The organism is Achromobacter sp. FW305-C-28 (assembly GCF_058783235.1).
Map to the genome: position 1 here is coordinate 435,327 of NZ_JBYSYL010000002.1, position 14,147 is coordinate 449,473.

General features: G+C 66.8%; 12 protein-coding genes. 2 read left to right on the top strand and 10 right to left on the bottom strand.

The features are described from left to right. Positions 1–68: 68 nt before the first annotated feature. The 8 genes from AC3WMR_RS07000 to AC3WMR_RS07035 all read right to left on the bottom strand — a co-directional run bounded on the left by AC3WMR_RS07000 (position 69) and on the right by AC3WMR_RS07035 (position 8,420). Positions 69–1,046, bottom strand: coding sequence for a hypothetical protein (locus tag AC3WMR_RS07000; RefSeq protein ID WP_492281565.1), 978 nt, complete (start codon positions 1,044–1,046; stop codon positions 69–71). After that, positions 1,043–1,588, bottom strand: a complete 546-nt coding sequence (locus tag AC3WMR_RS07005) for a hypothetical protein (protein WP_492263331.1) — start codon at positions 1,586–1,588, stop codon at positions 1,043–1,045. The genes AC3WMR_RS07000 and AC3WMR_RS07005 overlap by 4 nt, the downstream gene beginning before the upstream one ends. Positions 1,589–1,882: 294 nt before the next feature. Next, on the bottom strand, positions 1,883–4,732 hold the full coding sequence (locus AC3WMR_RS07010) for an autotransporter family protein (protein WP_492263332.1): 2,850 nt from the start codon (positions 4,730–4,732) through the stop codon (positions 1,883–1,885). Between the two features lie 540 nt (positions 4,733–5,272). Beyond that, the gene (gene msrA, locus AC3WMR_RS07015; RefSeq protein ID WP_492263333.1) at positions 5,273–5,968 is read right to left on the bottom strand and encodes a peptide-methionine (S)-S-oxide reductase MsrA; all 696 of its coding nucleotides are present in this window, start codon (positions 5,966–5,968) and stop codon (positions 5,273–5,275) included. 37 nt (positions 5,969–6,005) lie between these two features. After that, positions 6,006–6,506 (bottom strand): peptide-methionine (R)-S-oxide reductase MsrB, encoded by a 501-nt coding sequence (gene msrB / locus AC3WMR_RS07020; protein WP_492263334.1) that lies wholly within the window; start codon positions 6,504–6,506, stop codon positions 6,006–6,008. A gap of 68 nt (positions 6,507–6,574) precedes the next feature. Next, positions 6,575–6,916, bottom strand: coding sequence for a pentapeptide MXKDX repeat protein (locus AC3WMR_RS07025; RefSeq protein ID WP_492263335.1), 342 nt, complete (start codon positions 6,914–6,916; stop codon positions 6,575–6,577). A 45-nt stretch (positions 6,917–6,961) separates the two neighbouring features. Continuing rightward, entirely contained in the window at positions 6,962–7,753 is a 792-nt protein-coding gene (locus AC3WMR_RS07030) for a molybdopterin-dependent oxidoreductase (protein ID WP_492263336.1), read from the bottom strand. A 10-nt stretch (positions 7,754–7,763) separates the two neighbouring features. Continuing rightward, on the bottom strand, positions 7,764–8,420 hold the full coding sequence (locus AC3WMR_RS07035) for a cytochrome b/b6 domain-containing protein (RefSeq protein ID WP_492263337.1): 657 nt from the start codon (positions 8,418–8,420) through the stop codon (positions 7,764–7,766). A 202-nt stretch (positions 8,421–8,622) separates the two neighbouring features. Between AC3WMR_RS07035 and AC3WMR_RS07040 the strand changes: the two genes are divergently transcribed. Then, positions 8,623–9,354 carry a response regulator transcription factor gene (locus AC3WMR_RS07040; protein WP_492263338.1) on the top strand — a complete coding sequence of 244 codons (732 nt, stop codon included), beginning with the start codon at positions 8,623–8,625 and terminating at the stop codon, positions 9,352–9,354. After that, the gene (locus AC3WMR_RS07045; protein ID WP_492263339.1) at positions 9,351–10,823 is read left to right on the top strand and encodes a sensor histidine kinase; all 1,473 of its coding nucleotides are present in this window, start codon (positions 9,351–9,353) and stop codon (positions 10,821–10,823) included. The genes AC3WMR_RS07040 and AC3WMR_RS07045 overlap by 4 nt, the downstream gene beginning before the upstream one ends. Here AC3WMR_RS07045 and AC3WMR_RS07050 read toward each other — a convergent pair. Together AC3WMR_RS07050 and AC3WMR_RS07055 are read right to left on the bottom strand one after the other, a co-directional pair. Then, entirely contained in the window at positions 10,801–13,464 is a 2,664-nt protein-coding gene (locus AC3WMR_RS07050) for a PEP/pyruvate-binding domain-containing protein (RefSeq protein WP_492263340.1), read from the bottom strand. The genes AC3WMR_RS07045 and AC3WMR_RS07050 overlap by 23 nt on opposite strands. Continuing rightward, entirely contained in the window at positions 13,461–14,099 is a 639-nt protein-coding gene (locus AC3WMR_RS07055) for a TetR/AcrR family transcriptional regulator (protein WP_492263341.1), read from the bottom strand. The genes AC3WMR_RS07050 and AC3WMR_RS07055 overlap by 4 nt, the downstream gene beginning before the upstream one ends. Between the last annotated feature and the right edge of the window lie 48 nt (positions 14,100–14,147).

Below are 14,147 nucleotides of genomic sequence, written 5' to 3' on the forward strand. Positions count from 1 at the left end.
GCTGGATTTGCGAAGACGCGCATGCGGAAGGTTGCAGCGCCCGTGGATATCGCAGGCAATATAGTGGATCAGTTGTCTTTCCTGAATTCCTCGAATACCTGCGCGATATTGCCTGAATACGGCTTGGCCAGTTGGTAATTGCGAGAGGAAAAGAACGTGGTGGAAAATTCACCGGGTTTGTAGGCCTTGCCCTTGGCGTAGGCGGGCTTGTATTCGCCGTCGACCAGTTCAAGCCGCACATGCTTGTCCGTGATTTCCGTGACCCGCCACTTCGTGCCCATGAGCGCTTCATTCGGCCCTGGCGCCCATGCTTTCGTGGCGCTGTCGTAGTGGCGGTACGGCACCACCACGTCGCCGACGGCAAATGTGGGCGCGACCTGCTGTCGTTGATATTCCGTCCGGCTTTTTGATTCCCGGCTTTCGGGGCATTGGGCAATACCGTCCTGCAATGAGGCGTTGGCCAGCAGGACTGGCGGAAAAAGGGATAGGTATCGGGAGCTATTCGCGACGGGGATCAGGCCAATGGTGCCCGCGCCGTCGTTGGCCTGGATCACGGCCAGGTTGCCGGCCGGATCGGTAAAAAGCCGGATCTTGCTCCAGGCGCAGCCCAGGCCCGGGCTATCGCCTGCGCCGCAGCGCGAGGATGTCTTGATTTGCACGGCGCCGTCGCTGTCGACCTGATAGTCCGCACCTTTGACGAAGCGGCGCGATTCGACGGTGGCCAGCTGCTTGTCCAGGTATTGCGCCGAGAATTCGTCGGTGGAGTCGGACGTGAATCGGACCAGCACGACGTCTCGCGCTTGCCAGAACCCTAGCAGGTGAGACAGCACTTCGCCGCCTCGGTTGACGCCGTCCAAGGTGGCGTAACGGGTGTGCTGGCAGAAGTACGAGGTGCCATTGCCCAGTACGCTGCCCGCCGGCTTGGTTGTCGAAATGTTCGGGTCGGTGTAGGTTGAACATCCTGCGATGAACACCAGGGCGAATATCAAGGCAGACTTTGTCGGCATGGCGCTCCGGGCGCGGCGGGTGTTGGACGGGCGCATCAAGACGTGCGCGGTTCCAATTCCTCCAGGTCGTCGGAATTGAAGCCCCAGCGGTGCGTCGGGTCGGCCTTGCATTGGATGACGATCTTGGACTCACGCTTGGGGCCGACGTCTTTCAATCCGATTTCCCCGTTGCATACGGGGCAATCGCCGCCGAGCGTGGTGATATAGACGTTGCCAAGTTTGTCGGATTCGAAGTTGAACCAGCCCGCCACGCTGAAAAACCGCTTGCGCAACAGGCGATAGCCGATGATCAGCGTCGCGCCGAACGGAACGAACAGCCAGGACCACCAGACGCCCCAGCGATAGGACCATTCTCCAAGGCTGGCAATGACCCCGGCCGCGCCGATGGCCGTCAGCCACAGGCGCTTGAGCGAGTAGCCGCGATACGCGATGGGAATGATTTGGGTGCGCACAAGCTGCGGCGGGCTCCAGCCGCCTTCCTTGGAGAGCGGCCGGCGATATCCGGATTCAAGCAGATCCTGGTCGGCTTTGAAGCCGTCGTCCGGCGCCGGGGACGGCTTGGGGCTGGACAAGCCGGACAAGGTCTTTTTGCATTCGTCGCAAAGAGGGCCCCGGCCGCGGTATGCAGCCCCGCAAGTTTGGCAATGCACGGGCATTCCCTCGCGAATGATGGCAACGGGCGAAAGAATACAACTGATTGGGGATGATGGCTGTTGCGGACCACGGGCGTCGCGGCTGCGACGCCCGTGGTTTTACGGCTGCTTGAATGAGCACGCTGTCGGCAGGTCGGGCGTCAACCGCGACATGCCCCAGGCTTTACGGCGTGTCGGCCCGCAATGGCCGACACGCATGCCCTCGGCGTGGTCGACCGCGCGTTAGAACCGCACTGCCAGCTTGAACATCCCCGACTGCTGCCGATTACCGCCGCCAAACTGCGCGTCGTACGCAACGCCGGCGGTGGTGTTGCGGGCGATGGCGATTTCGGCGCCCAGGCCCAGCACGGCCGCGTTCTGCGCTATCGGTGCGCCGCTGACCGAGAACGTGCTGCCGCCGTCGAAGGCCAGGTCCTGGCGGGGCTTGACGTCGCCCATGGCATGGCGCCAGCCCAGCGACGCGGTGAGGCGGCCGGGGGCGCGGTTGGACTCGAATTCCCATGCGCCGCGCAGGCCCAGCGTGGTGCTGGTGACGTCGTCGGTGGTGCCCGATCCGCGCAGGGCGGCCGATCCGCCCGATTCCTGGAAGTCACGGGTGCGCAACTGGTTCCAGGCCAGGCCGGCGTAGGGTTCGATGCTGTAGGCATCGCCCAGCGGCAGGTGGTAGCCCAGTTCGGTGAACACCTGCGTGGACGAGGCGTTGTACGAAGACTTCAACTGCTGGTTCAGGCTGCCGGCCACGACGTTGCGCTTGGTGTCGATGTCGTGCCAGGTGTAGGCGGCGCCGGCCATGAAGCGGATGTGGCCGGGGCCGGCGGGGAAGTTGCGGCCGCCGAACACCGTGGCCGTGTAGCTGTCGACGTCGGTGCGCGCCGAGATGTCGGACACGGAGCTGTGGCTGCCGGTGTAGCCGACCGCGCCGCCCAGGCGCCAACCGCCGCCCACGGCGGCATCGGTGCCCACGAACAGGCCGCCGGCCGATTGGCTGACGCGCGAGGCGTTGCCGTCGCCGCCCAGGCTGCCCCAGTTGCCGAAGACTTGTGCCCAGACCGGGTGCGCGCCGCTTTGCGGCAGGGCGTCGGACGAGGGCGAGCCCAGTTGGGCCGTGGGCTGGCCGACCAAGGCCGGGGCGTCCAGGTTGCCGCGCAGGTGATCCAGCGGCAAGGTGCGCACGGTGTCGCTCTGGCCTTGCAGCACGCTGGCGGTGCTGGCGTAGGCTTCGCCCGCCAGCTGCTTCAGGGCCGATCGCGCTTCGGTGGGCGTCATGGTCAGCACGGCGGTCGTGACCTGGCTGGCGCCGGTGTTCCTGGGCGAGGTGATGCCGCTGCCGATGACGGGCGAGCCGTTGCCGGCCGAGGCGGCGTCGTTGCCGTTCGCCGACGTGCCGTTGCCGGTACCCGCGCCCGATGAGCCATTGCCGGAGGCCGACGAGCCGTTGCCGCTCCCGTTGCCCTTGGCAGGCGGGTCTTCCTTGTCCAGCGCGCCGCCCACGGCGTTTTCGTTGCCGGAATTGCCGATGTCGCCGATCGGCACGTCATTGCGCGTGAGCGTCATGAAGGCGTTTTTCGCGTCGTAGCTCAGCGTGGGGGTCAGGAAGGCGTAGTTGCTGGAGGCGCCGGTGAAGCGGCCCTGGATGCCGCCGTCCGCGGTCAGGATGTTGTAGGTGGTGCGCGGCGCGTAGTTGCCGTCGGGGCCCACGTGGGCCACGGTGCCGTCCAGGTAGGCGATGCCGGTGACGTGGATGCGGTCGCTGGCGCTGCTGGCGGGGTCGGCGTGCACGCGGTAGATGGTGTCCTGGCCGAAGGTCAGGTTGCCGTTGACGGTGAGCGTGCCGATGGGCGAGCCATCGTTGCCTGGCGAGATGACGGCGGTGGGGTACAGCGTGGTGGTGCCGACCTGGCCGACGCCGGCCAGCACGACTTCGCGGCCGATGTCCATGGGGCCGTTCAGCTTGCCATCGATTTCCAGGGCGCCGTCGGCGATCAGGATGGGGCCGGACAGGCCGCTGCTGTCGGCGGTCAGGATCAGCGAGCCGGGGCCGGTCTTGACGAAGCCCTGCGTGCCCTGCAGCGGGTTGTGGATGGTGTCGACGAACTGGCCCGACGCATAGGTGCCGTCGCCCACCACGAGGGCGGGCGGGTTGCCGCCGTTGCCGACCAGGGTGATGGGCGCGCCTTGTACGGTGTAGCGGTCGGTGGCGAACTGGATGCCCGACACGCGTACGGGGCCTGCGCCGCCGTCGACCGTGACTGTGCCGGCCGCGCCGGTGAAGATGGCATAGCCGCCATCGGGCAGGGCGCCGGTGGCATTGGTGGGGCTGTTCCAGTTGCCGCCGGTGGCGCTCCAGGTGCCGTTGCCGCCGCCCGCGCGGGTGGCGGATGCCACGCCGTTGCCGTTCCACAGGTTGGTGGTGCTGGGGCCGAGGATCAGGTTGATCTGCTTGTCGCCGGTCAGCGACTGGATGTTGGCGGCCGGCACGGAATCGCCGGTGACGGTGCCCAGCGTCAGGCCGTTGCCGCTCAAGGTGCCGCCGTACGACAGGATGCGGTAATAGCCGGCGTTGACCCCCAGGGTATTGACCGAGACGTTCAGCGTCGTGTTGTTCAGCGCGACATTGCCGCCGACGGTGATGTTGTCGCCGGTGCCGGGCTGGGTGATGGGCAGGCCGGCATAACCGGTTTCGAAGTCGAATACGGCATTGTTCATCGACAGGTCGCCCTTGACGACCAGATTGCCGTTGGACACGCCGGTGGGCGTGCCGACGGGATAACCGGGGGCCACGCGCGAATTGCCCGAGACGTTGAGATTGCCGTTGACCGTGCCAAAGCCGGACACGGTGGCGTTCGACACAGCATTGACGTCGCCGTTGAGGGTGACGCCGGCGCCGCCGCCATTGCCGCCGACGACCAGCGTGCCGCCATTGACGTCAACGCCGCCAGGGAAGTTGGCCGAGCCGTCCAATACCTGGGTATTGCCGGGCGCCACCGTCAGGTCGGCGGCCAGGGCGCCGCCGCAGTAGGTCGTGCTGAGCGCGAGCGTCGCGGTCAGCCATTTGTTTTTGCCAGAGGTCAAGACTGGAGTCCTTTGTATTTCGATTGATAATCTCGCCCGGGCATTTTTCGTCGATGTAACGAAGTTGCTGCATAACGAAACAAAATGCTCTGGCGCTGCGAGGAATCGAAAAAAGGACGGAATTTATACTAATTTTTTTGCAATACAAAGTAGGGGTACGTGGATACCATCCGTATTATTAAGGGTCGGGTTGTGGATACCAACCGGTTGATTTTAAACAAGGTTTTAGATACCGTCCGCATTATCATAATGGCGTGAATTGATACATTTCATCGTATAAAAAAATGGGGCGGGATGAGGGACGGGGGAGTGTGGTCAAGATGCTGTGATGTTTATTATTGATTATCTGGATATCGGGTGTTCCGGGAATTAATTATTAAGTACTTTTTATGTCGATTTTAATAAAACGCTGAATTATTGAAATTAGTGGGCGGCGTCCACTAACGCCATTGGCCGCCCACGGGCAGCCACCAGGCGATTCAGGCGTGATCGCCAGGCGATCCGGCTTGCTGGCGCGCCAGGCGGTTCGGCGTTCAAGTCCTACGGATTCACCAGCACCGGCTTGTCCCGATACATCCCCGGGAAGGTCTTGGCCAGGTTTTCCACCTTGGGTACGTCATTGACCATGATGTACATGCTGTAGGGGTGGCGCACCAGGTAATCCTGGTGATAGCCCTCGGCCGGGTAGAAGCCCTTCAAGGGTTCCACCGTGGTCGCCAGCGTCTTGGGATACACGCCCGCCTTGTCGAGCTGGGCGATGTAGGCTTCGGCCACCTTGCGCTGGCTGTCGTTGGTGGGGAAGACGGTGGACCGATACTGCGTGCCGCTGTCCGGGCCCTGGCGGTTCAGCTGGGTGGGGTCGTGCGCCACCGAGAAATAGATCTGCAGCAGCTGGCCGTAGCTGACCTGCTTGGGGTCATAGGTGATTTCGACCGACTCGGCATGGCCGCTGCGTCCGCCGCTGACCGTGTCGTAGTCGGCCGTGGACGCCTGGCCGCCGGCATAGCCGGACACCGCGGACGTCACGCCCTTGACGTGCTGGAACACGGCCTGCACGCCCCAGAAGCACCCGCCCGCGATGACGGCTTTTTCCTGGGCGGCGGTCGCCGGCTCGTCGACGGCGGGCGGCGGGATGATGAAGGCGCGTTCAGCGGCGCTGGCCGCGCTGGCGGCAAACAGGCCGGCGGTGGCGACCAGGGCGGCAGAGAGGGCGCGGGGCAGGGGGCGGATAGGCATGATGCAGATTCCTGTACAGAAAAGATGCGGGCCGGGGTCAGGCCTGCGGGGTGAAGCTCATGGCCACGCCGTTCATGCAATAGCGCAGGCCGGTGGGGCGGGGGCCGTCATCGAAGACGTGGCCCAGGTGGCCGCCGCAATTGATGCAGTTGACGGCCGTGCGGGTCATGCCGAAGCTGCGGTCTTCCAGCGTGGACACGGCGTGGTCCAGCGGCTGCCAGAAGCTGGGCCAGCCGGTGCCGCTGTCGAACTTCGTGGTGGACGAAAACAGCTTCTGGGCGCAGCCGGCGCAGGCAAAGGTGCCGGCGCGGTGCTCGTCGTTCAGCGGGCTCGTGTAGGGCCGTTCGGTGCCCTCGCGGCGCAGCACGTCGTATTGCGCCGAGGTCAGCTTGGCGCGCCATTCGGCGTCGGTGAGCGTGTAGGGGAAGGCCTGCGCTTGCGCCGCGCGTGCGCGGTTGGCGCCCAGCAAGGGCGCCAGGCCGGCGGCGGCGGCAACGGCGCCGCCGGCGCTGAGAAAATGCCTGCGTGTCAGTTTCATGATGGGCTCCGTGTGGGGGTTGCTGGGCGGGCCGGCGGCCGGGGCGCCCGGATGGGCCGGCCCCTTCCTCACTTGCCCATGGAATCCTTGCTCATGCCGCCTTTGGACATGCCGTCCTTGGACATCGAATCCTTGGACATCGAATCCTTGGACATGGAATCCTTCGACATCCCGTCCTTGCCCATGGAATCCTTCTTCATGCCGTCGTGCGACATGCCGTCCTTGCTCATGCTGCCCTTGGACATGCCGTCCTTGGCCATGCCGTCTTTCGCCATGCCATCCTTGGACATGCTGCTGGCGGGCGCGCCGTCCTTGGACATTGAATCGCGGCTCATGCTGTCGGCCGCATGGGCCGCGACGGCGCCGAAGGCGAGGCAGATGGCAAACGCGGCGGTGGTGAGTTGCTTCATGATGAGTTCCTTTGGTGTGACGTTGAGAGAAAAGCGCAAAACCACCTAGCTGCCGCCGAACCAGTTGTAGCCCTGGTCCTCCCAGTAACCGCCTGGGTAGGTGTTGGTGACGAAGATCGCCTGAATGTGCTTGGGGTTCTTGTAGCCAAGCTTGGTGGGCATCCGCAGCTTCATGGGAAAGCCGTACTCCGGCGGCAGGGTCTTGCCGTCGTACGTCAGCGCCAGGATGGTCTGCGGGTGCAACGCGGTGGGCATGTCGATGCTGGTGTAGTAGTCGTCGGCGCACTTGAAGCCGACGTACTTGGCCGTCAGGTCGGCCCCGACACGCTTGAGAAAGGTGGAAAACGGCACGCCGCCCCATTTGCCGATGGCGCTCCAGCCTTCGACGCAGATGTGGCGCGTGACCTGGTCGATCTGGGCCATGGCGCGCAGTTCGTCCAGGCGCCAGCGGCGCTTGTCGGCGACCATGCCGGTGACTTCCAGCCGGAAGCCGTCTTCTTCCACGTGCCGCACCTCGTCGATGCCGTAGTAGGCATTGAACGGAAACGGCCGGGTGATCATGGATTCGGGGTAGGTGGGGGCAAGCTTGTTGGGGTCGAAGATCCAGCCCTGCACGCGGTCGTTGAAGCGCGACACGGTGGTCAGGGCTTTTTCGACGTTCTCGTCATCGGACAGCGAACAGCCGGACAGCATGGCCAGGCCGCCCAGGGTCAGGCTGCTGCGCAGGAAGGCGCGGCGCGACGGCGCCTCGACCCGCTTGTCCAGGATCTTCACGGCTTCTTTGAGGATGGCGGGGCCGTCCAGGCCCAGCAGTGACAGGCGTCGTTTTGCGCTCACGCGAGGCTCCTTATTTGCCGCGGATCATGGCGATGAGGCTGCGCGGCACCAGGGCCACCATGGCCAGGTGAACCGCCACGAAAGCCACCAGCAGCGCCATGGCGAAGAAATGGATGCGGCGCGCGAATTCATAGCCGCCAAGCAGCGCGCGCAGGGTGTCGAACTGCACCGACTTCCACAGCACCAGTCCGGACAGGATCAGGACCGTGATGTCGGCGATGACGAACAGGTAGGCCACCCGCTGCACCTGGTTGTAGTGGCGCGGGTCGGCATGCGAGAGCTTGCCGCGCAGGGCGGCGCCCAGGTCGGCCAGCACGCCGCGCGGGCCGACGGGGAAGAATTTGCGGGCCAGGCGGCCGGTGGTCAGGTTCAGGCCCAGGTACAACAGGCCGTTGGCCAGCAGCAGCCACATGCCGGCAAAATGCCATTGCAGGGCGCCGCCCAGCCACCCGCCCAGGGTGATGCCGTTGGGAAAGGTGAAGTCGAAGAACGGCGCGGCGTTGTAGACGCGCCAGCCGCTGGTGACCATGATGACGACGGCCAGGGCGTTCAGCCAGTGGGTGACGCGCAGCCAGCCAGGGTGGATGGGGCCGGGGACGGCAGGCGCGGCCTGGGCGGCCAGCCCGGGGGGCAGGGCGGCGTGGGGGCGGTCACTTCTGGCGGCCATGTGGGGCTCCTTGGGGAGGCGGTTCGTTGTCGTTGGAGCCATTCTTCCCCGGCGCCGATATCCAAGTCCTCACGCAAACTTAAAATAAATGTGAAACTTCGCCGCCACGGATTGGCGACAATAGCGGTGCCCCCCGCAAGCCTTCGCGCCTGCGGCGGGCGTTTTTGCGGCCCCCGGCCGCGCCACCGACCCGAGCCCGCCCATGGATACGCCCCGCCGCGTCCTGATCGTCGAAGACGACGCCCACATTGCCGAATTGCTGCGCCTGCACCTGCGTGACGAGGGCTACGCCGTCGAGCACGCCGCCGATGGCAACGAAGGCATGCGCCGGCTGGAAGAAGGCGACTGGGACGCCCTGGTGCTGGACCTGATGCTGCCGGGCATCGACGGCCTGGAAATCTGCAAGCGCGCCCGGGCCATGGCGCGCTATACGCCCATCATCATCACCAGTGCGCGGTCCAGCGAGGTGCATCGCATCCTGGGGCTGGAACTGGGCGCCGACGACTACCTGGCCAAGCCGTTCTCGATGCTGGAACTGGTGGCGCGGGTGCGGGCGCTGCTGCGCCGCACCGACGCGCTGGAACGCAACGCCCGCATCGACGCGGGCAGCCTGCGCCAGCACGGCGTGGCGATCGACCCGATTGCGCGCACGGCATCGGTGGACGAGCGCCGGCTGGAACTGACCCCGCGTGAATTCGACCTGCTGCATTTCTTTGCCCGTCACCCGGACAAGGTGTTTTCGCGGCTGGACCTGCTGAACCAGGTGTGGGGCTACCAGCACGAAGGCTACGAGCACACCGTGAACACGCACATCAACCGGCTGCGCACCAAGATCGAGACCGACCCGTCCAATCCGCAGCGCATCCTGACGGTCTGGGGCCGTGGCTACAAATTCGCGGCCGGCCCCACGGCGCAACCGGAATCCGCCTCATGAAGCGCCTCACCCTGACCCAGCGCCTGTCGGGCGTGTTCGCCTTGCTGCTGCTGGCCTGCTGCGGCGCGTCGGCCTGGTTCCAGATATCGGCCAATGTGCGCTACGAGCAGGAAGTGGTGCAGCGGCTGTCCAGCGGCCTGGCGCAGCATATTGCCGGCACCAACGAATTGATGGACGCCAATGGCTGGAAGCCCGATGCGGTGCGCTCGCTCTTTGGCATGCTGATGGCGGTAAACCCGTCGGTCGAGGTGTATCTGCTGGCCAACGACGGCCGTATCGTGGGCGACGCGGCGCCGCCGGGGCAGATCAAGCGCGAACGGGTCGACCTGGCGCCGGTACGGCGTTTCCTGGCAGGCGAGGCGCTGCCCATCGAAGGCGACGACCCGCGTCACCTGGGCACGGCCAAGGTGTTTTCGGCCGCGCCGGTGCGGGTGGCGGGGCAGGACAAGGGCTACGTGTACGTGGTGCTGCAAGGCCAGGCGCACGATGCGCTGGCCATGGCGGTGTCGCGCAGCTCGGTGCTGCGCACGACGTTGTGGTCGATTGCGCTGGTGGCCCTGCTGGGGCTGGTGGCGGGCCTGGCGGCGTTCGGGCTGATCACCCGGCCCTTGCGCGGACTGACGCGCGCGGTGCGGGATTTCGACGGCGACGACGGCAGGGCGCTGGCGGCGCTCGAAAAGCCCGCGGACGCTACGGACACCAGCGGCGACGAGATTTCCCTGCTGCGTCGCAGTTTCGTGCAGATGGGCCGCCGCATTTCAGAACAATGGCGCGAACTGACGCGGCAGGACCAGCAGCGGCGCGACCTGGTGGCCAATATCTCGCACGATCTGCGCACCCCGCTGACGTCGCTGCACGGCTACCTGGAAACGCTGCGCATGAAGGACGACACGCTGGATGCGTCCGAACGCCGCCGCTACCTGGACATCGCGCTGGCGCAAAGCCGCAAGGTGGGCCGGCTGGCGCAGGAACTGTTCGAACTGGCGCGGCTGGAATCCGGCCTGGTGCGGCTGGAACCCGAGACCTTTTCGCTGCCCGAGCTGGCGCAAGACGTGATCCAGAAATTCGAACTGGCCGCCGAGGCACGCCAGCAACGGCTGACCACGGCGATCGCGCATGAGTTGCCGCCGGTGCGGGCCGACCTGGGCATGATCGAGCGCGTGCTGACCAACCTGCTGGACAACGCCATCCGCCATAGCGCACCGGGCGGCAACATCGAACTGAGCCTGGGGCAGGCGCGAGAGGGCGTGCAGGTGCGGGTCAGCGACACCGGCGCCGGCATTCCCGAGGCGCTGCGCGCGGGCTTGTTCACCCGCGCTTCCGTGCTGGCCAACGGCCCGCGCGACAGCGGCGGGCTGGGGCTGGTGATCGTGCACCGCATCCTGCAACTGCACCACAGCGATATCCGGCTGGTGGAAAGGTCCGAACCGGGCGCCGTGTTTGAATTCAATCTGCCGGCGGCGCGTTAGGGGCGGCGGGCAGCCGCCGCACCACGCCCTGCGTGGCATCCACGTCCAGGAGATCTCCGGTTGCCGCCTGCTGCAGGATGCCCTGCACGTTGACCAGGGCCGGCACGCCGAACTCGCGCGCAACGATGGCGCCGTGCGACAGGTAGCCGCCGGCTTCCATCACCACGGCGCCGGCGCGCAGGAATAGCGGAGTCCAGGCGGGGTCGGTGGATGGCGCGATCAGGATGGCGCCTACGGGCATGGCCAGCGCCTGGGCCGGGTCGCGGGCGATGAAGGCCGGGCCTTGGGCCCGACCGGCAGATACAGGGGTGCCACGCCATGTGTCGGCGTCCGCGGGCGCAGCGGCGTTGCGCGCGGCCGTGCCGGCGGCCAGGGTTGCCTGCGCTGCCGACGCGTTTTCATATTCGACGATCACGTCGGTGTCCGGGGTCTCGGCCCACCGTTGCAATTGCGCGCGCCGGTCCGCCGCGCGTCGCTCGGCGTGGACGGGCGCCAGGCGGCCATCGGCCAGCGCGAAGACTTCCTCGGCGGTCAGGTGAAAGATGTCATCGGGCGTAGCCATCAGCCTTGCGCCCAGTTCCAGCGCGCTGCGCCGCGCCGCCGCCAGGTAGGCCACCAGCACGCTGCGCGCGGCTTCACGCTGGGCGCCTTCGATTCGGGCGGCCGCCAGCAGCTTGGCGGCCAGCGGCCGCTGCCACCACGGCAAGACCGCGCGCACCTGGCGCCAGGCCTCTCGCGCCCCCTGTTCCTGGTGGGCGCGCAGGGCGTCGGGATCGGTGCCGATCAGGTTCAGTACGCTGTCCAGGACATAGCCGGGCGCCTCGCGCCAGCGGGGGTTGCGCATATAGGTTTCGTACACGGCGCGGTGCCCGTAGCGCGCCAGGAAATCCGCCAGCGCGCGGCGAAACGCGCTGTCCGGCGGCAACTGGTCGGCCCAGGCTGCGCTGTCGCGGTCAGGCGTACGCAGCCAGGCCAGCGCCTGCGGTTCAAGCGATGCCAATTGCGCCAGCGCCATCAAGGCATAGCTTTGCGCCGCGGTCACGCTGGGCTCGCCGCCGGCCATCAGCGCGGCGGTCAAGGCGTGGCCCGCGCCGGGACGGGCCCGTTCCACGATGTCGAGCAACTTGGATAGCGCGCCGCCGCCGGACCCTTGCAGGAAGAACAGGTCGTCAGCCGCGGCCACGGTCAGGAATTGTTCGTGCAGGTTGGCGCCCAGTTCGGCAGGCGTGGCGGGCAGCGCTTCGTAGAGCCAGGCCTGGGCGCGGGCGAACTGGCGCGGCAGATCGTCTTTGGCGCGGCGGCGCAGCGGCGCGGCCCGGCGCAGATAGCGCAGCATGCGCAGGCCATGGTTCAGCCGTTGCAGCAGGGTGGGGCGCGGCACCTGGATATCGGGCTGCGGGCCGCCCAGCATGGCGTTCATGGCGTGCGGTGCGATGCCCAGCGCGTCGTGGCCGATCCACTGGATGACGGAGGCATCCAGGTAGGCGCGGCCCTGGAACATTGTCACCATCCGCACGCCCGGCAGCGTGGGGTAGCCGCTGAGCTCGAATCCGCAGGTCAACATGCGTTGCGCCATGAGGCGGCCGCCGTCCCATTCCAGCGCCGACATGGGCTGCGGCAGCACCTCGCGGGTGTTGCCGCGGGACCAGTACGACGGCTGTGATTGCAGGCCGGGATAGGTGTGGCGTGCCAGGGCGGTGACGGGGCGCGCCTGCACGATCCAGAAGCGGCTGCCGTCCCAGGCCCATTCCAGATCGTAGGGCGCGGCGGAATAATCCAGGGCGCGCGCGGCGTCGCGCACGAGCGCCGCCAAGGTGTCGATCTGCGCGGCCGTCAGTACGGCCCGCGTGGCCTGGTCTGCGGTTTGGTCCACCAGTTGCGTGCCACCGCTTTCGATGGACTGCGTGGTTCGGCGCTTGGCGCCGATGCGCGCGTCCATCAGCGACCAGGTCAGCGTCAACGCGTCTGCGCGCAGCCGGTATTCGTCGCCGTCGGCCAGGCCGCCGACCAGCGATTCGCCCAGGCCCCAGTTGGCGTGGATCACCATGTGGTCGTGGCGCCCCGTCAGCGGATCGCAGGTGAAGGCGATACCCGACGCGATGGCGGCCACCAGCGGCATGACGACCACCGCCATGGGCCGGTCATCATTGCCCAGGCCCAGCCGCTGACGGTAGGCATCGGCCTGCGGTGTCCAGGCCGAATCCCGGATGCGTTGCAGCGCATCAAGGGCGGCCTGCGCGCCACGCACGTTCAGGCACGACAGGTGGATGCCGGCAAATGAAGCCGTCCCGCCGTCTTCCTGCGGGGCGGACGAACGCAGGGCCAAGGGCGTGTCGAGCCAGCCTCTTGCGTGCAAGGCATCGCGCAGCCCCTGGGCCACGCCTTGCGGTACGGGCGCACCGTGTCGATGGGTGGCGCCGGCCTGGGCCGACAGCACAAACCCGGGCGGCACCGGGACGCCCAGTTCGGCCATGCGCGCCAGTTGCCAACCCTTGCCTCCCACGACGGCGGGACCGGCGTGGCGGGCGGCGGCCCAATCCAGGATGTCGGCGTCGGCCGTGGCAGCGGGCGGCGGGGCGAGTGCAGGCAGGGATTCCGCCGTGGGATCAGGGGACGGGCCAGTGGGCGTTTGCGGTGTCATGGTGCGTTCCCGGGCGCGGCGGCGCCCTGCACGAACAGCGACAACAGGGCGTCGAATTCCTTGCGCAAGCTGGTGCCGGGCAGGTCCAGCCATCGCAGCAGGGCGCCCAGGTGCAGGAACTGCAACTGGTGGGCCAGGCGTGCGGCGGACAGGTCCGTGCGCAATTGGCCGGCAGCCTGGCCTTGCGCGATCAGCCCTTCGAATAGCGCCTGCATGCCGCTGCGTGGCGATTTTTCGGTGACGTCATCCGCTCGCAGGGTCGACAGGCGGTACCGCAGGTAGGGACCCAGATAGGCACGGTTGGATTCAGACCAGTGCGCCGACGCATGCAGCACGCGCTTGAGTCGTTTCGCGAAGTCGGGCTGGGCGCGCAGGGCGGGCAACAGCTCGGCGGCGCTCGCGGCCAGTTCAGTGTGGAAGCGATGCGCCAGCAGCGCTTCCTTGACCGGAAAGTGGTTGTACAGCGTGCCCTTGGATACGTCTGCCTGGGCCGCGATCTGTTCCATGGTGACCGCGTCGTAGCCCAGCGTTTCGAACAGGCGATAGGCGGTCTGGGCCAGATGGTCCAGCATTTGCTGGCGCTTGCGTTCGCGCAGACCGGGGGCGGGGAGAGCGGGCGTGGCGGGGGTGGGCATGGGGCTGTAAATTATTGGACAACGAATAATATTGTACGTCGTTCAGAA